The following is a 23889-nucleotide window of genomic DNA, read 5'->3' on the forward strand; positions in this document are numbered from 1 at the left end:
CGACGCGCGGTGCGCGGTACACGGTGAGTGCTTAGGCGCTGCGCCCTTCGCCTTCCTCTTTCTCGAATGCTTGCTCTTCGAGGGCTTGGCGGCGCAGGGCGCGATTTTTTACTTCGTTCTTTTCATACTTCGGCCCGAGCGCAAAAGCGGCGCGGCGGGCCGATAGCCATGTTTCCTTGAGCTCGCGAGCCCGTCCATCGGTCACCTTCAGCAAGGACTCCAGCTCGTTGGTGCTGACCTCTTCCGCGTTGACGCGCAGGTTCAACCGGCGCAGGAACCGTCGGGAGCCCGAAATCTCATAGTGGAAGGCTTCGATGGTGGGGTCGGAGCAATCCAGATCTAAAAGCGCCGGCCGGTAGAGCGTGCGGTCCGCGATCTTCTCGGCCGCCTCGGAGGACCGGAAGTCTTCGTATTCGGCCAAGACGTCCTGAATATCTTCGGCAGAGAGCCGAATAGAGCTGCGCAGCGCCGCCTGCTCCGAGGCATCCGGCCGTGCGTGGAGCATAAGCAGTGCTGCCGCGATAAGTAGTGCCGCGATGAAAACACCGGGGAGTTTTAGGGTTGCCACAACCGCCACTGATCCGACCAGGATCAGCGCGAGAACCAGCACCCGCCGGTTTCTCGCATTTTCCGGGAAAGGCATCCACACAGCTATTCCACCAGACCTTTGCGTCAACTCTTAGTGGCCGCCGCAGCCACAGCCTCCGGAACCACAACCGCAGCCAGCGCCGTCGCCGCAGCCACCGCTGGGCATTTCAATAGAAGCCGTCAGCAGGGCGGTGCCGGCCACGATAGAGTCCTTGGCGGGCAGCTCATCTCTGCCTGCAGGCAGGCAGAGATCGAAGGGGAAGAGGCCATCCATGACGAGGTGGGCGAATTTCTCGCCGGTGAGCTCATTGGTACGCCACTCGGATTCCATGACGCGCGCCGCAAAGGTAGCGGCCGGGGTAGGAACCTCCGCGCCAGACCCGGAGGAAATTACCTTCGCCCCCGCGGACTCAAAGAGCGCCGGGAACTCGCCCTCGGCCGCCTCATAGGCATCGGCAGACTCGTAGGTGCGGATATCGAGGCCCATGGCGGTGAGGGAGATTTGCTGCCACTGCTGCAAGGGTTCGTCGGCAAGCAAAGGCCCCTGCGCCAAGTTCGCGGTGGCTTGGGCGATGGTGGTGCCGAAAGGATCGATAATCTCCAGCAGGGCGAGGACATCGTTGACCATTTCCACGTGGGCGAATCCCTGCGTAACGGCATTGAAGCCAATGAAAGTAGCAAAAGGCTCCACCGCGAGAATATTGAGCTGTGCGCCCGATGGATCGGTGAACTGGATCAGCTGACCACCGCGTACCTCACCGGTAACGGCCAAGCGATCGCTCGCGATAGCGGCCTCGACGGCATCCTGCCAGCGTTCGAAATTGAGGCCAATCGCCTGCATCTCGGTATTCTGCTTAGCCCCAGTGTCCTTAACGTTCATGCCCGCCATTGTATCGCCTTGTGCAGCCAGCTAAGAATCCGCAATTCCCGCTTTTGGCCGCAACGTGCCAAAATGAATGGTAGTATGACCGAATTTTCCCAGCACAATAACGACGATCTCCTCGCCCGTGCGTTCCGCGATAATGACGCCCCGGCCGTACCAGAGGCGACGCCCACCACCGGTGACCTTGACCTGGCAGAGCGCAACGCCTTCCGCCGCGTCACCCGTGAGACCACCATCCGCGCCGAGGACACCACCGATGGCTATGAGGTGGAGTACCGTAAGCTGCGCCTCGAGCGCGTCATCTTGGTTGGCGTGTGGACCGAAGGCACCGTGGCCGAAGTCGAAGCCACCATGGACGAGCTCGCGGCGCTGACCGAGACCGCCGGCGCCGAAGTAGTAGAGATGATCTACCAAAAGCGCGATAAACCTGATTCCGGCACTTTCATTGGCTCCGGCAAGGTCAAGGAATTGCACGACATCGTCGAGGCCACCGGCGCCGATACCGTGGTATGCGATGGCGAGCTCAATCCTGGCCAGCTCACCGCTCTCGAGCGCGCGCTTAACACCAAGGTCATTGACCGCACGATGCTCATCCTTGACATCTTTGCCCAGCACGCCAAGTCCAAAGAGGGCAAGGCGCAGGTCTCCTTGGCACAGCTGGAATACCTCTACACCCATACCCGTGGTTGGGGCGGCAACCTTTCGCGCCAGGCGGGCGGCCGCGCCGGCTCCAACGGCGGCGTGGGCCTGCGCGGTCCCGGTGAGACCAAGATTGAGACGGACCGCCGCCGCATCCGCACGGAGATGGCCCGGCTGCGCAAGGAGCTGCGCGCTATGAAGACCGCCCGTGAGGTCAAGCGTTCCAAGCGTCAGCGCTCGACTATCGCGCAAATAGCCATTGCCGGCTACACCAACGCCGGAAAGTCCTCGCTCATTAACGCCATGACCGGCGCCGGCGTGCTGGTGGAGGACGCACTCTTTGCCACGTTGGACCCCACCACTCGCCGTGCCACGCTTGCCGACGGCCGCCAGGTCGTCTTCACCGATACCGTCGGCTTTGTCCGACACCTGCCCACGCAGCTGGTCGAAGCCTTCAAATCCACCCTGGAAGAGGTGCTGGCCGCCGATATCATGTTGCACGTGGTCGATGGCTCTGACCCATTCCCGCTTAAGCAGATTGAGGCGGTCAACCAGGTCATCTATGACATTGTCGCGGAAACCGGGGAGCAGGCCCCGCCCGAGATCATCGTGATTAATAAGATCGACCAGGCCGACCCGCTGGTGCTCGCCGAGCTGCGCCACGTGCTCGACCACGAGGACGTCGTCTACGTATCCGCGCGCACGGGCGAGGGAATTGACGAGCTTACCGCGCGCGTGGAGCTCTTCCTCAACTCCCGCGACAGCCACGTCAAGCTGCAGGTTCCCTTCACCCGCGGCGATGTGGTCGCCCGCGTTCACGCCGAGGGCACGGTGCGCCACGAGGAGTACACGGCCGAAGGCACGCTTGTCGACGTCCGCCTTCCCGCACCCACCGCCCGCGAACTCGCCGAATTCATCGTGGAGGAAGTTTCCTAAAACCAGCCTGGGTGATCCATAATTAAGGCTCGTGAGCTTAAAAGGTTGGACCGTCCACGGAGACGGTAAAAGGATTGCACCGGGCGCGGTCGTGGCGCCGGAAGAACGACTCAGCTGGGGCCGAACCATCGGCATCGGAATGCAGCACGTGGTGGCCATGTTCGGCGCTACGCTGTTGGTTCCTACCCTGACCGGATTCCCCGTCAATACGACGCTGCTCTTTTCCGGCCTCGGCACCATTTTGTTCCTGCTTATCACGCGCAACCGGTTGCCGTCCTACCTCGGCTCCTCGTTCGCGTTCATCGCGCCGCTTTCGGCGTCGCAGCAGTACGGAATCGCCGCGCAGGCGGGCTCCATTTTGGTCACCGGCCTCGTCTTGGCTGCGGTGGGTGTGGCAGTCAAAATCGCCGGCCGCCGCGTGCTTGATGCCGTCATGCCGCCGGCCGTCACCGGTGCAATCGTGGCCCTCATCGGCCTGAACCTAGCGCCGAATGCGGCCGAGAACTTCGCCTCCCAACCGCTCGTGGCCGCGGTGGCGCTGCTCGTCATCCTGCTGGCCACCGTCGCCGGCCGCGGTATGGTCTCGCGCCTATCCATCTTGCTCGGCGTGGTCGTCGGCTGGGTCTTCGCTGCGCTGACCGGCAACCTCGGCGATGACGCCGTCGCGGCCATCGATGCCGCCCCGTGGGTAGGCCTGCCGGAATTCCACGCGCCTTCTTTCAACGTCTCCGCCATTGCCGTGGCGCTTCCCGTGCTGGTGGTACTCATCGCGGAAAACGTCGGCCACGTCAAGGCCGTCTCCGAGATGACCAAGCGCGATCTCGATGATCTGGCCGGTGACGCGCTGATCGCCGATGGCCTTGCGTCCACCCTTGCCGGCGGCTTCGGTGGCTCCGGTACCACGACCTACGCCGAAAATATCGGCGTGATGGCCGCAACCCGTGTATATTCCACCGCCGCCTACTGGGTGGCGGCCTTTACCGCCATCCTTTTGGCCTTCGTGCCGAAGTTTGGTGCGCTGATTTTCACCATCCCGACCGGCGTTTTGGGCGGCGCCTGCATCGTGCTGTATGGACTCATCGGCATGCTGGGTGTGCGCATCTGGATGGATAATAAGGTTAATTTCAATAACCCGGTCAACCTGACTGCGGCCGCGGTGGCGCTTATCGCGGGCATCGGCAACCTGACCCTCACCGTGGGTGGGGTTTCCCTCGAGGGCATTGCGTGGGGCTCCGTAGGCATCATCGTGGCCTATCCGATTATGAAAAAGCTTTACGATTCCGTCGGCGAGGGGCACGGCGCCAAGTACTAATTTTCCACCTGTGGATAACTGCCCGTCGCGCGCCCGCGGCGGGCAGCGTTGTTGACGGAGCAACGCGGGTTATCCACAGCGCGCCGGTATGCGGCTCGCTTAGGCGTGCGGGGTCTATTTAACTTAGCAGCATGACCGCATTGGATGCATATCTAAACGCAGTGAACGCCGGCATGGACATTGTCGCCGCCGTTCAAGGGCTTAGCGATCGCGAGCTCATCGCGCGGGGTGCCTCTGACATAGCCGCGCGCGACCTGCTGCGTCTATGCGATACCTACTTCGGCCGGTGCGGCTTTGCTGCCAAACAGCGAGCGGCGCGGCAGACTAGGCATTCCCTTGACGTGCTATTGCTGATTGAAAAATACGCCTTGCGCTTGCCGACGCAGCGCGACGCCTGGACCCTACGCACCGAGCTGTGTGCCTTTCGCGGCAGCGCCACCGCCTTGGAAAAGCGTGCCCGCGCTTTGGTACGCGAACTGCGACCTCGCCGCGCGCCCGAAAAGGGAGTGCGCCTTACCCGCCGCTCCGGCGGTCCGTGGTCACTGACTATTACCGGGGATTCAGCCGATGTGGCGGATATGCACGCTGCATTGGATGCCAATAAGCCCCTGGAATCTGCCAAAGACCTCTTCTTTGGCAAGGCGAATGCGACGCGGGCGACGGTGACGACTCAGGTGGTTCTCACCCTCGACGAGCTCGACCGCGTAGTAGACGGAGGCGGCGAGGAAATCACCCTCCAACTCACCAACGGCGCTCGAATCACCGGAGCGGAGCTTGTCGCGCGGACACTGAGCGACCACGGCTATGTCACGCTCGTCCATCCCCACGAGGGGCCGGTCAACCTCTACCGGACCTCGCGCGTGGCCAACGACAAGCAGCGGCTCATGGCGGCTGCGGTCAACCCGGTATGCCCGTGGGAGAGCTGTAACTATCCCGCCGACAAGTGCCAGATTCACCACCTCAAAGCCTGGAAGCACGGCGGCGAGACCAACGCTGCGAACCTTGCAACATGCTGCCCCTATCACAACGGCGTCAATGACGATGACCCCAACGCCCCGCCGCGCCGTGGCCGGCTAGCCCGGGTGCGCGGGCAGGTGAGGTGGGTGCCACCGTGGGGATAGGTGGCGTCGGAAAGCGAAAAGCTCCCCACCGCAAGGGTGGGGAGCCTAGAGCCGAACCGTTTTAGGGCTTAGGAAGCGTCCAGGTCCTTCTCGATGAGAGCAGCAATCTTTTCCACTGCTTCTTCGTTTTCGGAGGTAACGGTAACCTCATCGCCCTGTTCTGCGCCAAGAGCCATGATCATCAGGGAAGAGGCCGCATCGGTCTCATCCTCATCATCATCGCCGACCAGGTTGAGGAAGATATCCTCATCGAACTCGCCGGCAGCGTCCGCGATAATAGATGCAGGACGTGCGTGCAGGCCTACAGAGGAGCCAACCTTTACAGTCTTGGAAGCCATGGAAAATATCCTTTCTTACGGGGATTTTTACAATCCAGTGTACGAGTGTTTGGTTTATACTGCCACGTTCTGGGCGGCTTCTTCGACGGCCTTGTTAGGCCAGAACTGCTTCATCGCCAGCACCGCCGCAGTGGAGACAACCACGCCGGCCGCGATGGCCACGAGGTAGCCCCAGAACGGGTCGATGGCGAAGAAGACGAACACGCCGCCGTGCGGGGCACGGGAACCGACCGACAGGGCCATCGAAATCGCGCCCGTCACCGCGCCGCCGGCCATCATCGAAGGGATGACGCGGAACGGATCGGCCGCCGCAAACGGGATGGCACCCTCCGAGACGAAGGACAGACCCAGCAGCCAAGCGGACTTGCCGTTCTCCTGCTCGGCCGGTGTAAACAGCGACTTGCGGATAAACGTAGCCAGCGACAACGCAATTGGTGCGATCATGCCGGACGCCATGACGGCGGCCATGATCTGCATGGAGGATTCGTCGCCGGTAGACAGTCCGGCCGTGGCGAAGAGGTAGGCCGCCTTATTGACTGGGCCGCCCAAGTCGAAGCACATCATCAGGCCGAGAATGATACCCAGCAATACAGCCGAAGAACCGGACATGGACGATAGCCAATTTTGCAGGCCTTCCATGAGGTTTGCCAGCGGTACGCCGAGTGCCAGGTACATGGCGAGACCGACAACCAACGATGTCAGCAGCGGAATAATGACAACCGGCATGAGCGAGCCTAGCCAACGCGGTACCTTCCAGTTGCCAATCCACATCGCGATGAAGCCTGCCAGCAGGCCAGTAACTAGGCCGCCGATGAATCCAGCGCCCAAGGTAACTGCGATCGCTCCGCCTGTGAAGCCCGGAGCAATGCCCGGACGGCCAGCCAGCGCAAAGGCGATGTAGCCCGACAGCGCAGCGACGATGAAGCCCATTGCCGCTTGGCCTACGGCGAAGAGAACAGCGCCGAGATAGAGCAAGAACCCGGAGCGCTCGAAGTGCATGAGTTCGCCGTCAACGGTCACGTCATGGCCGGGGAGGTTGCCGAGCGAAAACTCCGTCGATAGTGTCTGCCAACCATTTGCCATATCGGCGCCACCGAAAAGGAAGCCGAGGGCGAGCAGCAGACCACCGGCCGCAACGAACGGGACCATATAAGACACGCCGGTCATAATGGCTTGCTGGATGCGCTTGCCCCAACCAAGAGACTTGTCTTCTTCTTCCGCATCGGCGCGGGTAGCAGTGCCGGAGACCTTGTGCGCGTGGGGGTTGTGCGCGGCTGCGATCGCCTCGTCGAGCATCGTGCCAGGTTCATTGATGGCGCGTTTGACTCCAGACTCGATAACCGGCTTGCCGGCGAAGCGTTCGCGGTCGCGCACGCCGACGTCCGTGGCGAAGATGACCGCATCGGCCGCGTCGATCGTGGATTGGGAGACAGACTCATTATTAGACGAGCCCTGCGTCTCAACAGTCAGAGATACGTCATCACGCTCGGCCGCGGTTTGGGTGAGGGCGTCGGCCGCCATGTAGGTGTGGGCGATGCCGGTGGGGCAGGCGGTGATGGCCACGATGCGGGTGACATCGGCCGAAGGTTCTGCGTTGGTAGGGGGTGCGGCCGAGGGCGCGGCGGCGGAGGGGCCGGCGGCACCGGCATCGGTACCGGTTGCGGCAGTGCCGGCAGCAGCGCCTTGGGCGGCCGGTTCCTCGGCTGGCTTCTTCTTCGGCTTTTCGGCATTGACTACCTCCAGCACAAGCCGAACAATTTCTTCCTTGGTGGGCGCGTTGCGCAGGGACTCGAGGAAGTCCTTGCGCACTAGAGCGCGGGCCAACTTGGACAAAATCTTCAAGTGGGCTTTGCCGCCGCCGGCCGGAGCAGCGATGAGGAAGACCAGCTGGGCGTCACCGTCAGGGCCGGAGAAATCCACGCCACGGCTCAGGCGGGCGAACGCGAGAGTAGGTTCGGTCACTGCCTCGGAGCGGCAGTGCGGAATGGCGACTCCGCCAGGGACGCCGGTACCGGCCTTGGCCTCGCGGTCGATGGCGGGCTGGGCCAAGCCGGCGATGTCGGTGGCTCGGCCGGTGTCATGGACTAGCGTGGCCAGGTTGGTAATTACGGAGTCAACGCTGTCGCCGAAGTCGGCGTCGAGCGCGACTAGGTCGGTAGTGATGAGGTCGGAAGCCATGATTAGGCACTCCTTAGGCTAGCGATTGTACGGGGGTATGTGCGATATCGAGTTCTTCTGGGCGAGGGAATTGGGTGCCTTGTTTGGATGCAGCCGCAGTTCCGTAGGCCACCGACTGCGCGAGGCTATCGGCCGGCGACTTACCGGCGGTGCGGCCGAGGAGGTATCCGGCGAGCGCGGCGTCACCGGCGCCTACGGTGGATTTCACCGTTGTTGGCGGGGGAGTTGCAGCCCAAGCGCCATCCGCGGTAACCAGCACCGCGCCGGCACTGCCAAGAGTGACGAGTACTTCTGCGATGCCCTGCTTGACGACGTCCCGGGCCGCCCGCACAACCCCCGCGTACTCGCCGCGTGCGGCCTGGTCTTCCAATTCGCGGCCGTCGGTTCCGGTGAGCTGGCCGAGCTCTAGGCCGTTCGGCTTAATGAGATCCGGCGCAGCAGAATTGAGGTTTTCGCCAATGGCCTGCATTGGGGCGTCAGACGTATCGACGGCAATGCGAGCCTGTGGTGCGGCTGCTCGGACTGCGGAGATGAGGTCGCAATACCAATCGGTGTTGACGCCACGCGGCAGGGAGCCGGCTAGAACCACCCAGTCGGAGGCAAGGGCGCGGGCGGTGAGTTCGGAGGTAATGGCGCGGGAGTCGGCGTCGGAAAGCGCAGGGCCTGGACCGTTGACCTTGGTGGTGGTGCCATCAGGCTCAGTGATGGTGGTATTGACGCGAACTGCGCCGTCCATGGGGATAGCAGAGGAAGGCAGCCCAGCCGAGTGGACGAGATTCAGGAAAGAATCGGAGTCGTGGGCCGGGAAAAGAGCCAAGGATTGCTCGCCGGCCAAGTGTACGGTATGGGTGACGTTTACCCCCTTGCCGCCAGCAACCTGTGTGACCTCGCTGGCGCGGTGGACATCACCGGAGGTCAATGGATCACTGAGCACAAGGGTGGCGTCGATACTGGGATTGGGGGTCAGCGTGAGAATCAAGTCGTCCCTTTCGCAGGTTGTATATTGGGGGCCGAGCGCCGTTGGAGAGAACCGTACGGGCATGGCCCGCCCTTAATGTTGATTCTTGTCCGATTGTGTCCGAAAGTCAACAGAATTCCTGTGGTATACATTGCTTTTCTATCCGATTTGTGGTGTTCTGGAAGTTAACAAACCGCTATCTTCGAAGGAAGTACGCTCATGGAAAACGCGTCTGAGTCCACAATCAAAGGAACCGGTGTCGTTGCCGGAGTCGCCTACGCCGAAGCCGTGTGGGTCCGCCCTCGCCCCGCCCTGCCTACCGAGGGAAGCATCGACCCAGAGCAAGCGAGTGATGTTGAATACGACCGCTTCCTTGCGGCCGTAGATACTGTCGCTGGCCGTTTGGAGCAGCGAGCTGCTGCCGCAGAAGGCCAGGCTGCGGAAGTTCTGACCGCAACGGCCGGCATGGTCAAGGACCGTGGCTGGCACAAAGCCGTGCGCAAAAACATCCGCACCGGCCAGGATGCGGAGTTCGCTACTGTCGGCGCCACCGATAAGTTTGTCACCATGTTCGAGGCCGCCGGCGGCGTGATGGCCGAGCGCACCACTGACTTAAAGGACGTGCGCGACCGCGTAATCGCAGAGCTGCGCGGCGAGGACGAGCCGGGGCTGCCGCTCGTAGACGGCGAGGCCGTGCTCTTCGCGGATGACTTGGCCCCGGCCGATACCGCGACGCTGGATACCAAGCACATCAAGGCCCTTGTCACCGAGCTGGGGGGACCTACCAGCCACACGGCTATTATCGCCCGCCAGCTGGATATTCCATGCATCGTTGCTGTGGGCGCCGCGCTTAGCGATATTGAAAGCGGCACGCTGGTATTCGTCGATGGTGCAGTGGGTGCCGTCACTCTTGGGGCCGACGAAGAGGCTTCTACAAAGGCCGTGGCCGAATATCGCGAGCGTGCAGCACGCGTTGCCCAGTGGCGCGGCCCGGCTGAAACCAAGGATGGCCACCGCGTGCAGCTGCTTGCCAACGTCGCTGATGGCAACGCCGCCCGCATTGCTTCGGATTCCCAGGCAGAGGGCATTGGTCTCTACCGCACGGAGCTGTCCTTCCTCTCTGCTAGTGAAGAACCGAGCGTGGACGAGCAGGCAAAGATTTACGGCAAGGTTTTTAATGCCTTTCCTGAGTCAAAGGTTGTCGTGCGTACGCTGGATGCCGGATCCGATAAGCCTATCTCTTATGCCACGCTAAGCTCCGAGGAAAACCCAGCATTGGGTGTTCGTGGCCTGCGTATTGCACGCGATAATGAGGCTTTGCTGACCCGCCAGCTGGATGCGATTGCGCAGGCGGCTGCGGCTCGCGATGACAAAGCATCGACTTGGGTGATGGCTCCTATGGTTGCCACCTCTACCGAGGCCCAGTGGTTTGCTAGCCTGTGCCGCGAGCGCGGCCTGACTGCTGGCGCCATGATTGAGGTTCCGGCCGCAGCGCTTATGGCGGATAAAATCATGCCGCACCTTGATTTCGTGTCCATCGGCACCAATGACCTGACTCAGTACACGATGGCTGCGGACCGCTTGTCTCCACAGCTGGCCTACCTGACCGACCCGTGGCAGCCGGCTGTCCTGCGACTCATTCAGCACACTTGCATCGTGGGCCAAGCTAATAACGTTGCGGTAGGCGTGTGCGGTGAGGCGGCAGCCGACCCGATGTTGGCCTGCGTGCTTACCGGCTTGGGCGTAAATTCGCTATCCGCAGCGTCGACGGCGGTAGCGGGCGTCGGTGCACAGCTGGCAGAAGTTACCTTGGAACAGTGCCAGCAGCTTGCCGAGGTGGCATTGGATGCGGAAAGCCCTGACGCTGCCCGTACCGCAGTGGTCGAACGCATGGAGTCCTTCGCCTAAAGTAGGCGAAGGATCGGGGGATTATTCGCTGGCGAGCACGACCTCAATTTCGCGCTCGCGCAACGCTTCCACGAAGGAATCGGGGGCAGCAGCGTCAGTAATGACGACGTCGATATCGGCGGCAGAGGCGAAACTTACAAGGTAGTCATTGCCCAGCTTGCTGGAGTCACACATGACCACTACCTTGTGGGCATTGGTGACGAAGGCGGATTTGATGGCTGCCTCTTGGGAGTCGGCCGTCGACAAGCCATGGTCTAGGGTGAGGGCATTGGTGCCAATGAAGGCGACGTCGGCACGCATCAGCGCCAGGGTGCGCAGTGCGGTATCGCCAACGACGGCTTGGGTAATCGCGCGGACCGTACCGCCAAGTAGCTGGACATCAGGCACGCCATTGCCTGCTAGAGACAGCGCAATAGGCAGGCTATTGGAGACAATATTAAACTGCGCCTGCGGGTATTGCTGTCCAATGAGCTCTGCGAACGCGTTAATGGTGGTGCCTGCGTCCAAGAAAATGCTGCCGCCGCCCTGGGGAAGAAAATCTAGGGCCGCGCGGGCGATAGCCGCTTTTGCGCCGGAGGCTGACCGCTGGCGGGTATCCAGTGTGAGCTCCGCGGTCTGGAAAGATTGAGAGGCTACTGCGCCGCCGTGCACGCGATGAACAACGCCCTCACGGTCAAGCACCGCAAGGTCGCGGCGAATGGTTTCGGCCGTAACTTCGAAGCGCTCTGAGAGCTCAGTGACGTTGACACGGCCTTCAACGGCGGTGAGAGAAGCAATTTGGCGACGCCGCTCTTCTGCGTACATGATTCCTCCTTGAATCTAGAGACATCGCATCATGGGGTGGGGGTAAACATTGCCACGTTCTGCGGAAGTAAAAATCCGGCGATGTTGTTTTGCTTAGTCCATTGTCTCAAAAATCGGGAATAAACGGACTGAAGCAAAAATTTGCACAGCTGCATCCGATATCTAGCACCCTGAAATACCTGGTTATCGGCCAAAGTGGGAAAGTGGGATTTTCGTCTCTATAGGTGTCCGGGTCCGAAATAGAGCGAAAATGGGGGTGGCTGGGACGCAGGCCGCGTCAAAGAGGCGTGCACATAGATAGACCCCGCAAGGGCCAATCGAGGACCTCGCGGGGCTATAGAATCTGTGTTAGGCAGGTGACTAAAGCTTACGGAATACCGATACAACCTTGCCCATGATCTCCGCATCATCGCCGTTGATGGGAGCGTAGGCATCATTGTGGGGGAGCAGCCATACGCCAGAGGAATCGCGGTGGAATTCCTTAACGGTAGCTTCAGCACCATCGAGCAGCGCTGCAACGAACTCGCCTTCTTCTGCAACTGACTGGGAGCGAATGATTACCCAGTCGCCGTCAAGAATGCCGGCATCCTGCATCGAGTCGCCGACCACTTGCAGCATATAAAGGTCGCCGCCACCGACTACCTCATCGGGCATCGGGAAGTAAGTGTCTACGTTTTCTTCCGCGGTAATGGGCGCACCCGCTGCGATTCGGCCAACCACAGGAATGTAGGAAACAGCACCTGCCTCTGCGGGAACCTGCTGTTCAGGCTTAGCCGGTTTGCGGCCCGGCTTCTTGGCGCCATCGTCGGTATTTAGGTGTCGAACATCTACGGCTCGCGGCTTATTTGGGTCACGACGCAAGAAGCCCTTTTCTTCCAATTGCTTTAGCTGGTAGGCAACCGATGATGTGGACTGCAGGCCTGCTGCGTCACCAATTTCGCGAATGCTTGGTGGGTAGCCACGCAACATAACGGCGTCACTAATGACGTTGAGAATGCGTCGCTGGCGGTCAGACAGGGAAGCGTAGTCGGTCTTCTCGGTGGTCTTCTTTGGCTTGCGGCCCATTGCTGGCTCCTAGGGGATTGGGTGGCTTTATCAGTGGTTTGTTGGCTGGCGGCGTTGAAAATGGCCCCACGTCATTTGTAGCACGAAAAGTACAGATGTTCGAGATTTGAGCGTTGGGGTGGACAAGTATTCGAAGCGATGCTATAAATCGAACGTACCAACTAAATCGAACATTGTGGCGACTGGGTGCCAGTGTGTGTCGTTCGGGGCACCTACGGTGTGTTCAGTCGTCGAAAGGAAACTCATGTCTCTGCTGATCAATTCTCGCAATAACCTGGTAACTCGCAACGCTGCCGAACCTGTAGTGGTGCCTTCTGCGTCCGTGTGGGATGTGGATCGCGGCTACGGTTCTGCGGCCCGCGGTGCTACAAACTCTCGGTATGTTCGAACTCTACGTGTGGAAGATCGCACGACCTATCGTTCGAACCGTGTGTCGGTCGGAGGCTCTGGGAACAGATCGAATAGGGTCCGAAACAGTGTGGGTGAGTCGAACACAGGTAACTACGCATTGGGCGCAGTGTTTGGTGTCGCGGTCTTTGTGGGCACATTGCTAGGGGGACTAGCGGGTGCTGAAGGAGATAGTGCCCCTCAACCCCCGGCTTCTGGCGTGCAGCAGGTTGAGGCTGCAGTAGCGCACTAGGGGATACAGCGGGGTGAAGCCCGGTGGCCGCACGGAATTGAAGATGAGTAAACTACTGGCGTACCAACGTCAGTGAAAGGACCACTGTGTATTGCCCCTTTTGTCATAATGAGCAATCCCGCGTCATTGACTCGCGTGTGGTCGATGCTGGAGCGTCGATTCGTCGCCGGCGCGAGTGCGCTTCGTGCAAGGGGCGCTTTACCACGGTTGAAAAGGCCGTGCTGCTTGTCGTGAAGAGAAACGGTCTGGCCGAGCCCTTCAGTAGAGATAAATTGATTCGCGGTGTGCGCCGTGCCTGCCAGGGGCGAGATGTCAGCGACGATGCCCTGAAGAAACTGGCGCAAGAAGTGGAGGAGACCGTGCGCAGTCATGGCTCCTCGCAGGTCAACGCGAACGAGATTGGCTTGGCCATCCTAGAACCACTGCGGGACCTTGATGAAGTGGCCTATCTGCGCTTCGCCTCTGTATATAAATCCTTTGAAAGCGCAGATGACTTTGAATCCGAGATTCGCCTGATGCGAAGGCGCGATCGCGAGGACTTTTAGCGCAGTTTGTCCACCGCCTTTTGGATACGGCGGAGTGAAACAGCGTGGGCTGTGCCAAGGCGCTGGGCGAAAAGAGATACTCGAAGTTCTTCAATCATCCAGCGCACGTCCTTGACCTCGCGGGTCTTTTCGCGGCCGGCCGGGAGGTTGCGAAGGCGGTTGGATAGGTAGGCCTTGGCGTTATCTACCTCGGCTTGGCGGTCTGCATCGCGGTCCGGGTCAAGGTTCATATCCTCTAGGCGAATGCGCATAGCTTGGATATATCGCGGGAGATGGCGCAGGTGGGACATGCCGTGGACAGTGATGGCATTTCGGGGGAGGAGGAAGTCCAATTGTGCGCGCATGTCATCGATTGCTGGACCGTCCCAATGAGCGAGTTCCGCTCGCAGGTTGGAGTACTCGGCGAGTCCTGGGGCAATAGCTACCACGGCCTGGCGTACGCGTCCTGGGACCTGGGGTTTAACGGTGTCTTTAAGCTTCTGGAACGCCGCGGGGGTGCGGACGGGCCCGCCGGCTTCGAGCATCAGGTCGCGGATGGCGGCGACGCGGGCGTCATTCACAAGGCCGTCGGCGCCGCCGTGCGGATAGGAATCGACGGCTACGCGTTGTTGCAACGGCAGGCCCTTGACCATCTGGGAGGCGTTGACGGATATCTCACGCATGAGGAGTGTAAGAGTGGTCGTGACCATGGCGGCATCTGCGGCGGCCTTGGTGGGATGGACCTTGAGTTCGACGCCGTCCTTGGTAGCGACTAGGGCGGGGTAGGCGGTGACTTCGTGGCCGTCGACGGTGGTCGTAACAGTGTCGTCGATGGTGCCGAGGGTGTCGTCAGTCCATTCGCTGACGGCGGTGGACTCGGAGGTGCGCGAGACGCGGGATACGGAGGACTTGATGTGTCCGGCCTGACGTCGGACGAGCGCCGCGAGGTCGCGGTCGGAGTCGACGATGTTGCCGCGCTTATCGATGGCCCCGTAGTTCATCCGCAGGTGGGCGGGTAGCTTGCTGGCCTGGAAGTCGGTGGCGTTGATTCCTTGACCGCCGAGTTCGCGGAGGACGTCGGCAAGCTGCTGCGTGATGGAGCCTTCATAAGGGATGAGGCGGTCGATGGCGCGCTCGGCAAATTCGGGCGCGGGTACGACAGTGCGGCGCAGGGCCTTGGGCAGGCTGCGGATGAGCTCGGTGACGAGCTCGAGACGCAGACCCGGAACGAGCCAATCGAAGCCTTCGGTATCCAAACCGGCGAGCATAGGAATGGGAACCATTACGGTAACGCCGTCGAGAGGATCGCCGGGCTCGAACTTGTAGGTCAGTTCGTAATCGATAGAACCCTTGCGCCAGTGGTCGGGGAAGGATTCCTCGGTGACCTCGTGGGAGTCATCGATGAGCTTAGCGGGATCGAAATCCAGCAGGTCCGGGGTGCGGCGGCGCTCCTTTTTCCACCACGAGTCAAAGTGGCGGCCGGTGGTTACCTTTGCCGGAATGCGCTGGTCATAGAAATCGAAGAGCGTGTCTTCGTCCACAATGAGGCCGCGGCGGCGGGCCTTTTCTTCGTATGCGGCGGCGTCGTCAAGCGCTTGGGCGTTGGCCTTGAAGAAGGCGTGGTGGGTGTTCCAGTCGCCGGCGATAAGGGCGTTGCGGATGAACATATCGCGGGCAGCGGCGGGATCGACGCGGTGGTAGGGCACGGTGCGGTCGGCCACGATGGGCACGCCGTAGAGCGTGGATTTTTGGTGCGCGATGGCGGCGGCGCGCTTGCGAGACCAGGTGGGCTCGGAGTAGTTGTGCTTGAGCAGGTCTGCACCGAGCTTTTCTACCCAGGCAGGATCGATGGCGGCGACATCGCGCGCCCAGAGGCGGGAAGTTTCCACCAGCTCGGCGGCCATGAGGAATTCCGGCGGCTTTTTGGCCAAAGCGGAGCCGGGGAATACCAGGAAGCGGGTGTTGCGCGCGCCTTGGAACTCCTTGGAATTGCCATCGCGGGCGCCGATATTGGATAGCAGGCCTGAAAGGAGGGACATGTGGATGTCATCGGAGCGGCGCTCGGTGCCTTCCTGGTAGGTCCAGCCCAGCTGCTTGGCGACGTCCTTGAGCTGGCGCACCAAGTCAAACCACTCCCGGATGCGCATGTAGTGCAGGAACTCCTGTTTCATGCGCTTGCGGAACTTATTGCCGGATTGTTCATTGCGGGTTTGCTTGATGTAATCCCACAGCTTGAGCATGGACAAGAAATCTGAGGTCTTGTCCTTGAAGCGGGCGTGGGCTTGGTCGGCCTGGGCTTGGAATTCGAGTGGGCGCTCGCGCACATCTTGGATGGTCATGGCGGCAACGATGACCATGACATCATCGAGGCAGCCGTTGGTATTGGCTTCAATGAGCATGCGAGCCATGCGCGGGTCCAGCGGGATGCGGGCAAGATCGCGGCCGATGGTGGTGAGCGAGGGCTTGTCCTGCTTGTCGTGGAGGGCGCCGAGCTCGTGGAGGAGTGTGAGACCATCGCGGATGGCCTTGTGCTCGGGAGGTTGGATGAAGGGGAATTTTTCGATATCACCGAGCTTGAGCGAAACCATCTGCAGGATGACACTCGCGAGGTTGGTGCGCAGGATTTCCGGATCGGTGAATTCAGGACGGCTTTCAAAATCCTGTTCGCTGTACAGGCGGATGGCGATGCCGTCGGCAACGCGGCCGCAGCGGCCGGAGCGCTGGTTGGCTGAAGCCTGCGAGATGGGCTCGATAGGCAACCGCTGGACCTTGGTGCGCGTGGAATACCGCGAGATACGGGCGGTGCCGGTATCGACGACATAGCGGATGCCGGGCACGGTAAGCGAGGTTTCGGCGATATTGGTGGCCAAGACGATGCGGCGGCCGCGGTGCTCGCTAAACACGCGGTGCTGCTCTTGGTTGGACAAGCGGCCAAAGAGGGGAGTGACCTCGACGTTTTTCCACTTCTTGCCTTCGATGGCCTCCATGGCATCGCGGATATCTCGCTCACCAGGGAAGAAGCAGAGGATATCGCCGTCGCCTTCACGCATGAGCTCTTCGATGGACTCGGTCAAGCCGTCGAGCGGATCTTGGTCCACTACTTTTCCGCCGGCCTCGAACTCGAGTGGCCGGTAGCGGATTTCTACGGGGTAGGTGCGTCCGGAGACCTCGATAATGGGGGCGGGGTTGCCGTCGGCGTCGGCAAAGTGGGCGGCAAAGCTTTCTGGGTCAATGGTTGCGGAGGTGATGATCACCTTGAGGTCTGGGCGCTTAGGTAATAGGCGCTTCAAGTAGCCCAAGAGGAAGTCGATATTGAGCGAGCGTTCGTGGGCCTCGTCGATGATGATGGTGTCGTACTTATTGAGAAAGCGGTCGCGCTGCATCTCGGCGAGCAGGATGCCGTCGGTCATCAGCTTGACGGCGGTGGTCTCAGACACGCGATCGTCAAAGCGGATGGCGTAGCCAACGGACTCCCCGATTTTCTGGTCCAATTCCGAGGCGATGCGTTCGGCCACGGTGCGCGCTGCAATACGGCGCGGCTGGGTATGGCCGATGAATCCGCGCCGGCCGCGGCCCAGCTCGAGGCAGATCTTTGGGATCTGGGTGGTCTTACCGGAACCGGTCTCACCAGCGATGATAACGACCTGGTTGTCCCGAATGGCCTCGGCGATATCGTCCTTGCGGGCGGTGACGGGGAGGGCGTCGGGGTAGGTGATGGTGGGAACGGCGGCGTCGGTAAGCGCGACGCGATCGGCCGCGGCATGGATTTCAGCGCCGATTTCTTGCAGCGCTTTAGGGGCGCGAGCCTTCTTGAGGCGGCGACGGAAGGAGCGGGCCTCGGCCAAAGAGACATTTTCGAGTGCGGCGAAGAGGTCCTCGCGAGAAGGGGATTCGTTCTTAGTCATGACTAGGCAACGAGTTTACCCGTCCACCTGAAATGAGGAAAAAGTTGTTAAAGTTAAAATACTTATCCATTTTTCTATGTGCATTCCTGAAGGAGGAGCACCGCCTATGACGAACCCGTATTCGGGTGGAAATGACGATTTTCCTCGCTATGAGCCGACCAACCATCCCGAGGATCGGCCGGACTACGGCCAGCTTCCATCGTATGGTGGCGCCCACGAAGGCAACGCCCAAGGCTATGCCGGCTACCACGCGGGCCAACCTCAGCACACCGGAAGGGTTTCGGCCATAGATGCCGTTTCTTGGGCTTTTCGGGCTATCTTTAGCAACTGGAAGCTGTGGATTTTGGGAACGTTGCTTGCAGGCTTCCTCGGCGTGGTCTTTTTCGCCATTTCTGGCGGAGTAGGCGCTGCGACGGCGAGTGCCGACGGTGATCTCACTGCTAGTTCCACGATCATGCAAATCATTTCCTGGGTGATTGGCATCGTGCTAACTCTGGCGCTTATGCGCCTGGCGCTTTTCCAGATTGATGATTCTCGCACCGGGTGGGGCTACCTGTTTAAGAATGTGCGCTGGTGGCAGCCACTAGTCATTATGGTCGTCATCGGTGTTGTGGCGGGACTGATTTCTTTCGTCGCTGTGCGCGGTTCTGCGGAGGGGCTGGCCGGCAATGCCGAGCAGCTTTCCGATGAAGAAGCGTTCGCCGCCGTCATGGGCATGCTCGGCGTCTTGGCCGTGATTTCGCTGATTAGCTTCTTTATCCAACCATTCTTCTCGCTGATGCAATGGTTCGCGGCCGATGGCGATAGCGTTGGTGAGGCCGTGAAGAAAGGCTTTCAGGCAGGTAAGAATAACTACGGCCAAATGTTGCTGCTGGCAATTTTGAACTTTTTCATCATTGTTGCCGGCTTTTTGCTTTTGGGCATCGGCCTCATCGTGGCTTATCCGGTTACGCTTCTGGCACAGGCGCATATGTTCCGCCAGTGCGCGGGGCGCAACACCTTCCCACAGGCCTAGCGCACCATAGTTAAAGGCCACCGTTCCTCTCAGGGGCGGTGGCCTTTGGCATGCTTGGCGACGCCCCGTGGGGCCGCCGGGTGAGACTACTGCCGGGAGCGCTCAATCGCCTTGTTATAGGCGGAGGTGATGAGCGTGCCGAATTCGCGGAATTCCTCGGCGCGGGCGGCAGAGGAACGGAACACGAGGCCGACCTCGCGTTCGGCGGTGACATCGGAGGCAAAGTGGGCGATCGCGACGTCCTTGCCATGGCACTCGGTGGCCAGTGCGGATTCGGGAACGAGGGTGCAGCCCAGGCTGCCCATGACCAGCTGCATGATGGTGGTCAGGGAAGAGGCGCGGGTGACGGAATTGGTGGCCTCGGCTGGGTTGATATTGGCATGGCGACAGAGGTCGACTACTTGGTCGCGCAAGCAGTGGCCGTCGTCAAGCAGTAGCAAATCTAGGTCCTTGAGTTCCGCAAGCTCGACATCCTCGCGGCCGGCGATGGGGTGATCGGGCGGGCAGACAATGGAGAATTTCTCCGTGTAGAGCGGGCTATCGACCATGCCGGTGGCCTCGGATGGAAGGGCCATGATGGCAAGATCCAAGTTGCCATTGCGCAGGCGAGTGATGAGGTGCTGGGTTTGCTCCTCGACGAAGCGTGGCTCGAGGTCCGGGTAGGCCTCTGCAAGCATGGAGAGCAGATCGGGAAGGATGTAGGGGGCAATGGTGGGGATAACGCCGATGGTCAGCGGGCCGGCAAGGGTGCCGTTGGCGCCGCGGGCATGGGCGAGGAAGGTATCGGCGGCCTCAAGAGTGGCCTTGGCATAGGGGAGGAGGGTCTCACCGGCCGAGGTGACGATGACCTTGCGGGTAGAGCGCTCGATGAGCTGCAAACCCAAGCCCTGTTCGAGAGCAACGAGGCCCTGGGAGAGGGAGGGCTGGGAAATTTCGAGTTTGGCGGCTGCGGTACCAAAGTGCTTGTTTTCCGCCACGGTGACAAAGGTACGCAGCTGAGCAAGTGTAGGGCGATACTCTTTATTATGCATGCCTATCACTCTAACACTTACCTATAGGATTTGCTATTGACGCGAACGGAAAAGATGGTATAACTGATCGTGTTGGGCCGGACACGGTCCGGCCCCGCTGCTTGTACACAAAGCGGCAGGAAACTTAGAGGAAAAGCCTTTGCTAAAGGAGTTGAAGACTATGCCTATTTTGACCGTCGGCGAAAAGTTCCCAGAGTTCAACCTCACCGCCCTGACCGGTGGCGACCTGCACGACGTCAACGCCAACCAGCCGGAGGACTACTTCGAGCAGGTATCCCTGGACAAGTACGAGGGCAAGTGGAAGGTCGTCTTCTTCTACCCGAAGGACTTCACCTTCGTCTGCCCGACCGAGATCGCTGCCTTTGGCAAGCTGGACGAGGAATTCCAGGACCGCGATACCCAGATCCTCGGCGGCTCCACCGATAACGAGTTCGCTCACTTCAACTGGCGTGCAACCCACCCAGAGCTGAAGGAAGTTCCTTTCCCGATGTTCTCCGACGTGCGCCACGACCTCATCCGTGCACTGGGCGTAGAGAACGCTGATGGTGTTGCTGACCGTGCCACCTTCATCATCGACCCGGATGGCGTTATCCAGTTCGTATCCGTCACCCCGGATGCTGTCGGCCGTAACGTAGACGAGGTTCTGCGCGTGCTCGACGCCCTGCAGTCCGAAGAGGTCTGCGCTTGTAACTGGGAGAAGAACGACCCAACCAAGAACATCAACAAGATGGACGTCGTTCAGTCCGCGCTCTAAATCTCACTGAGATGCAGGTTCACCCCGCTTTCGTGGCGGGGTTTCCTTTTAAATCCGACGCAGTAAATTCCTATCAAAACCTCAAAGGAGAAAAGCTATGTCTATTGATAATCTGAAGTCTTCCCTGCCGGAGTACGCCAAGGACCAGAAGCTCAACCTGGGCGCCCTGACTCGTTCCAAGGACCTCAATGAGGAGCAGCTTTGGGGCTGCCTGCTGGCATCGGCTGCTGCAACCCGCAATGACACCGTGCTGTCTGAGATTGCGGAAGAAGCAAAGGAGCACCTCTCCGAGGAAGCTATCGAGGCAGCCTACGGCGCAGCCACCGTTATGGCTATGAACAATGTTGCCTACCGTGCCAAGGGCTGGTTGGGCGATGACTACGCACAGGTTAAGTTCGGCCTGCGCATGAACATCATCTCCAAGCCGGGCGTGGACAAGGCCAACTTCGAGCTGTGGAATACCGCAGTTTCCGCCATCAATGGCTGCGAGCACTGCCTGGGTGCCCACGCGCACGAGCTCAACGAGGCTGGCCTGAGCAAGGAGCAGGTCTGGGAGGCCGTCAAGGTAGCGGCTGTTGTCCAGGCTGTGGCACAGGCTGTCCAGATCGAGGCCGCACGTTAAAATAGCCGGCCGATAGCCGCCCTCGCGCTTGCCGACGTCCCCCTCTTATTCCGGGGCGCGGCAACCAGGGCGGCTTTGTCGTTTTCGCTGGCTAGTACTCCACGTGCAGGTCCGACAGACGGACTTCGCCGGCTTCATCGGAGGCATCGAGATCTACCGTAGCGACGAACTGGTAGGCGTGGTCGCCGTCTGGGTCCTTGATGATCTGGCGCACGGACCACGCACGCGAGTCAGTATCGCCTAGGCGGAAAAACTCCGGGCCACGGGCCTCGGGGCCGGAATCGATGTCATCATATTCATCGAAGTAATCATCTAGGATAGCGCCGAAGTCTGGCACCTCGTCCAAGTAATCAAGCAGCTCTGCCAAGCGGTCTTCCTTTTCCAAAGCAAAGAGTTGTACCAAGCGGAACATGTAGTTGCGCACCATGATGGTAAAGGCGCGGCGGTTGGCCGTGAGCGCGGTGGGGTCCTTCACGCCAAAGGCCAGCTCGCGGTCCACCGTGTCTTGGTCGATGGGGGAGTCTTCGCCGGCCATTTGCGCCCATTCGTCGACAAGCGAGGAATCCACCTGGCGGATAAGCTCTCCCAGCCAGACAACGATGTCCTCGAGCTCCGGAGTGTTGTACTCATCGGGAATGGATTGCTTCAGGGTACGCCAGGCGTCGGTCAGGTAGCGCAAAATCACGCCCTCGGAGCGGGCCAAGCCGTAGGTTGCGACCAGGTCGGAGAAGGTCATGGCGTTCTCGAGCATGTCGCGCACCACGGACTTGGGCCGCAGCTCAAACTCCTTGACCCACGCATTGGTCTCAGCGAAAGTATCGTAGGCCTGCTCCAATAGCTCTTCGAGCGGCTTCGGCCAGGTGATGTCTTCTACGATATTCATGCGGTCGGTGTAGTCCACACCGTCCGCTTTCAGCGCGGCAATTTCTTCGCCGCGGCGCTGCTTCTGCTGGGCGATGAGCACCTGGCGCGGGTCATCCAGAATGGCCTCGAACACGGAAATGACGTCCAGGTTATAAGTCTCCGCCTCCGGATCCAGCAGCGAGAGCGCCGCCAGCGCGAATGGACCCAGTGGCTGGTTGAGCGCAAAGTCACGCGGCAGCTCTCGTACCAAATGGTAGGGACGGCCGTAGATATCCAATCCCTTGGTGGATTTTTGTACCACGCCGGAATCCACCAGCCCGCGGAAGAGATCGAGGGCGGTGAGGATGTCCTTATTCTGCTTGCTGCGGTTATCGTGATTGTCCCGCAGCAGGTGGCGCATGTGCTCATAGCCATTGCCATGGCGCGCTAAGACGTTGAGCAGCATGGAATTAGAAACGCGGAACTGAGAGGTAAGCTGTTCCGGTTCCGCCTCAGTAAGACGCGCGAAGGTCTTCTCGGACCAGGACACCTCGCCTTCGCGAGCGGACTTCTTCTTCAGCTTCTTCAAGCGCTTGGGGTCGTCGCCGATGCGGCGGCGCTCCTTAGCATTTTCAATCTCGTGCTCGGGGGCCTCGACCACCACAGTGCCCTCGGTGTCATAGCCGGCGCGGCCGGCGCGGCCGGCAATCTGGTGGAATTCGCGCGACTTGAGGATGCGTTGGCGCTGGCCGTCGAACTTGGCAAGCCCGGTCATCAGCACGGTGCGGATGGGTACGTTAATGCCCACACCCAAGGTATCGGTGCCGCAAATGACCTTAAGCAGGCCCTTTTGTGCCAAGCGCTCTACTAGACGGCGGTATTTGGGCAGCATTCCCGCGTGGTGGATGCCGATGCCCTTTCGCAAGAGCTTGGACAAATCCTTGCCAAAGGCAGTGGTGAAGCGGAAACCACCGATTTCCTGGGCAATGGCTTCCTTTTCATCCTTAGTGATGATCCCCGAAAGCGAGGTGAGCGCCTGGGCGCGCTCGGCCGCTTCACGCTGCGAGAAGTGCACCACGTAGATAGGCGCCTTCTTATCGGCCAAGAGCTCCTCGATGGTCTCGTGTACCGCGCTAAAGACATAGGAGAAATCCAGCGGGACGGGACGCGTGGTGCCGGCGACGAGGTTGGTGGCGCGGCCGGTGCGGCGGGTGAGATCCTCTTCTAGCCAGTGAGTATCGCCCAAAGTGGCGGACATGAGGAGGAACTGCGCCTTGGACAACTCCAGCAGCGGCACCTGCCAGGCCCAACCGCGGTCCGGCTCGGAGTAGTAGTGGAACTCGTCCATCACTACCTGGTCGATATTGGCCTCGGCGCCATCGCGCAGCGCAATATTGGCCACAATCTCGGCGGTGGCGGCGATGATGGGGGCATTGCCATTAACGGTGGCGTCGCCAGTCATCATGCCCACATTTTCGGCGCCGAAGATATCGCACAGGGCAAAGAACTTCTCGCTCACAAGGGCCTTAATCGGCGCGGTATAGAAACTGCGCTGGCCACGAGCTAGGGCGATGAAGTGTGCAGCATTAGCCACCATGGACTTACCCGAGCCCGTAGGGGTAGCGAGGATAACATTATCGCCGGCCAAAATGCCGAGCGAGGCTTCTTCTTGCGCTGGGTACAAATTGATACCCCGGCCGGTAGTCCACGAGGTAAAGGTATCCCAAATTGCCTCGTCTACGAGGGACTCGGGTACTTCCGTTAAATCTGGCAACAGCTGAGACAAGTTCACCCCCACCACCTTAGCGGCGATGGGGGCGGGTTA

At 60.5% G+C, this 23889-nt stretch carries 18 protein-coding genes; 8 read left to right on the forward strand and 10 right to left on the reverse strand.

Going from position 1 to position 23889, the window contains the following annotated elements:
• Window positions 1-31: 31 nt before the first annotated feature.
• Window positions 32-568: a hypothetical protein gene (locus tag QP324_RS01555; RefSeq protein WP_284814120.1), complete on the reverse strand. Its 537-nt coding sequence runs from the start codon at window positions 566-568 to the stop codon at window positions 32-34.
• Between the two features lie 111 nt (window positions 569-679).
• Entirely contained in the window at window positions 680-1477 is a 798-nt protein-coding gene (locus tag QP324_RS01560) for a hypothetical protein (protein ID WP_284814122.1), read from the reverse strand.
• Between the two features lie 75 nt (window positions 1478-1552).
• Between QP324_RS01560 and hflX the strand changes: the two genes are divergently transcribed.
• The 3 genes from hflX to QP324_RS01575 all read left to right on the forward strand — a co-directional run bounded on the left by hflX (window position 1553) and on the right by QP324_RS01575 (window position 5479).
• Entirely contained in the window at window positions 1553-3046 is a 1494-nt protein-coding gene (gene hflX / locus QP324_RS01565; protein WP_284814123.1) for a GTPase HflX, read from the forward strand.
• A 31-nt stretch (window positions 3047-3077) separates the two neighbouring features.
• Entirely contained in the window at window positions 3078-4358 is a 1281-nt protein-coding gene (locus QP324_RS01570; RefSeq protein ID WP_284814125.1) for a uracil-xanthine permease family protein, read from the forward strand.
• 131 nt (window positions 4359-4489) lie between these two features.
• Complete coding sequence (locus tag QP324_RS01575) at window positions 4490-5479, forward strand: HNH endonuclease signature motif containing protein (RefSeq protein ID WP_284814126.1); 990 nt, start codon at window positions 4490-4492, stop codon at window positions 5477-5479.
• Between the two features lie 68 nt (window positions 5480-5547).
• Here the strand turns inward: QP324_RS01575 and QP324_RS01580 are convergent, their stop codons facing one another.
• Genes QP324_RS01580 through QP324_RS01590 form a run of 3 tightly spaced genes read right to left on the reverse strand, consistent with a single transcriptional unit; the run spans window position 5548 to window position 8974 of the window.
• Window positions 5548-5817, reverse strand: coding sequence for an HPr family phosphocarrier protein (locus tag QP324_RS01580; protein ID WP_005325102.1), 270 nt, complete (start codon window positions 5815-5817; stop codon window positions 5548-5550).
• Window positions 5818-5871: 54 nt separating this feature from the next.
• Complete coding sequence (locus QP324_RS01585) at window positions 5872-7995, reverse strand: fructose-specific PTS transporter subunit EIIC (protein ID WP_284814129.1); 2124 nt, start codon at window positions 7993-7995, stop codon at window positions 5872-5874.
• Window positions 7996-8008: 13 nt separating this feature from the next.
• A complete protein-coding gene (locus QP324_RS01590) occupies window positions 8009-8974 on the reverse strand; it encodes a 1-phosphofructokinase family hexose kinase (protein ID WP_284814131.1) in 966 nt (321 codons plus the stop codon).
• A 198-nt stretch (window positions 8975-9172) separates the two neighbouring features.
• Between QP324_RS01590 and ptsP the strand changes: the two genes are divergently transcribed.
• Entirely contained in the window at window positions 9173-10861 is a 1689-nt protein-coding gene (ptsP, locus tag QP324_RS01595) for a phosphoenolpyruvate--protein phosphotransferase (protein WP_284765896.1), read from the forward strand.
• Between the two features lie 21 nt (window positions 10862-10882).
• Here ptsP and QP324_RS01600 read toward each other — a convergent pair whose 3' ends face one another.
• Window positions 10883-11665, reverse strand: coding sequence for a DeoR/GlpR family DNA-binding transcription regulator (locus QP324_RS01600; protein WP_239194046.1), 783 nt, complete (start codon window positions 11663-11665; stop codon window positions 10883-10885).
• A 360-nt stretch (window positions 11666-12025) separates the two neighbouring features.
• Window positions 12026-12730 carry a transcriptional repressor LexA gene (gene lexA / locus QP324_RS01605; protein WP_005328592.1) on the reverse strand — a complete coding sequence of 235 codons (705 nt, stop codon included), beginning with the start codon at window positions 12728-12730 and terminating at the stop codon, window positions 12026-12028.
• A 726-nt stretch (window positions 12731-13456) separates the two neighbouring features.
• Here lexA and nrdR point away from each other — a divergent pair.
• Window positions 13457-13915, forward strand: coding sequence for a transcriptional regulator NrdR (nrdR, locus tag QP324_RS01610; RefSeq protein WP_005328590.1), 459 nt, complete (start codon window positions 13457-13459; stop codon window positions 13913-13915).
• Here nrdR and hrpA read toward each other — a convergent pair.
• Window positions 13912-17799 carry an ATP-dependent RNA helicase HrpA gene (gene hrpA, locus QP324_RS01615; protein ID WP_284814134.1) on the reverse strand — a complete coding sequence of 1296 codons (3888 nt, stop codon included), beginning with the start codon at window positions 17797-17799 and terminating at the stop codon, window positions 13912-13914. The two genes, nrdR and hrpA, sit on opposite strands and share 4 nt — an antisense overlap.
• A gap of 106 nt (window positions 17800-17905) precedes the next feature.
• On the opposite strand from hrpA, the gene QP324_RS01620 reads away from it, so the two are divergent.
• The gene (locus QP324_RS01620; RefSeq protein ID WP_239277547.1) at window positions 17906-18814 is read left to right on the forward strand and encodes a hypothetical protein; all 909 of its coding nucleotides are present in this window, start codon (window positions 17906-17908) and stop codon (window positions 18812-18814) included.
• A gap of 86 nt (window positions 18815-18900) precedes the next feature.
• Here QP324_RS01620 and QP324_RS01625 read toward each other — a convergent pair whose 3' ends face one another.
• A complete protein-coding gene (locus tag QP324_RS01625) occupies window positions 18901-19845 on the reverse strand; it encodes a hydrogen peroxide-inducible genes activator (RefSeq protein ID WP_284814136.1) in 945 nt (314 codons plus the stop codon).
• Window positions 19846-20005: 160 nt separating this feature from the next.
• Here QP324_RS01625 and QP324_RS01630 point away from each other — a divergent pair, with 160 nt between their 5' ends.
• On the forward strand, window positions 20006-20599 hold the full coding sequence (locus tag QP324_RS01630; RefSeq protein ID WP_023021385.1) for a peroxiredoxin: 594 nt from the start codon (window positions 20006-20008) through the stop codon (window positions 20597-20599).
• Window positions 20600-20696: 97 nt separating this feature from the next.
• Window positions 20697-21221 carry a carboxymuconolactone decarboxylase family protein gene (locus tag QP324_RS01635; RefSeq protein WP_284814138.1) on the forward strand — a complete coding sequence of 175 codons (525 nt, stop codon included), beginning with the start codon at window positions 20697-20699 and terminating at the stop codon, window positions 21219-21221.
• Window positions 21222-21312: 91 nt separating this feature from the next.
• Here the strand turns inward: QP324_RS01635 and QP324_RS01640 are convergent, their stop codons facing one another.
• On the reverse strand, window positions 21313-23856 hold the full coding sequence (locus QP324_RS01640; RefSeq protein WP_284814141.1) for an RNA helicase: 2544 nt from the start codon (window positions 23854-23856) through the stop codon (window positions 21313-21315).
• Between the last annotated feature and the right edge of the window lie 33 nt (window positions 23857-23889).

This window comes from Corynebacterium sp. UMB0012 (assembly GCF_030216265.1).
Lineage (GTDB): Bacteria > Actinomycetota > Actinomycetes > Mycobacteriales > Mycobacteriaceae > Corynebacterium.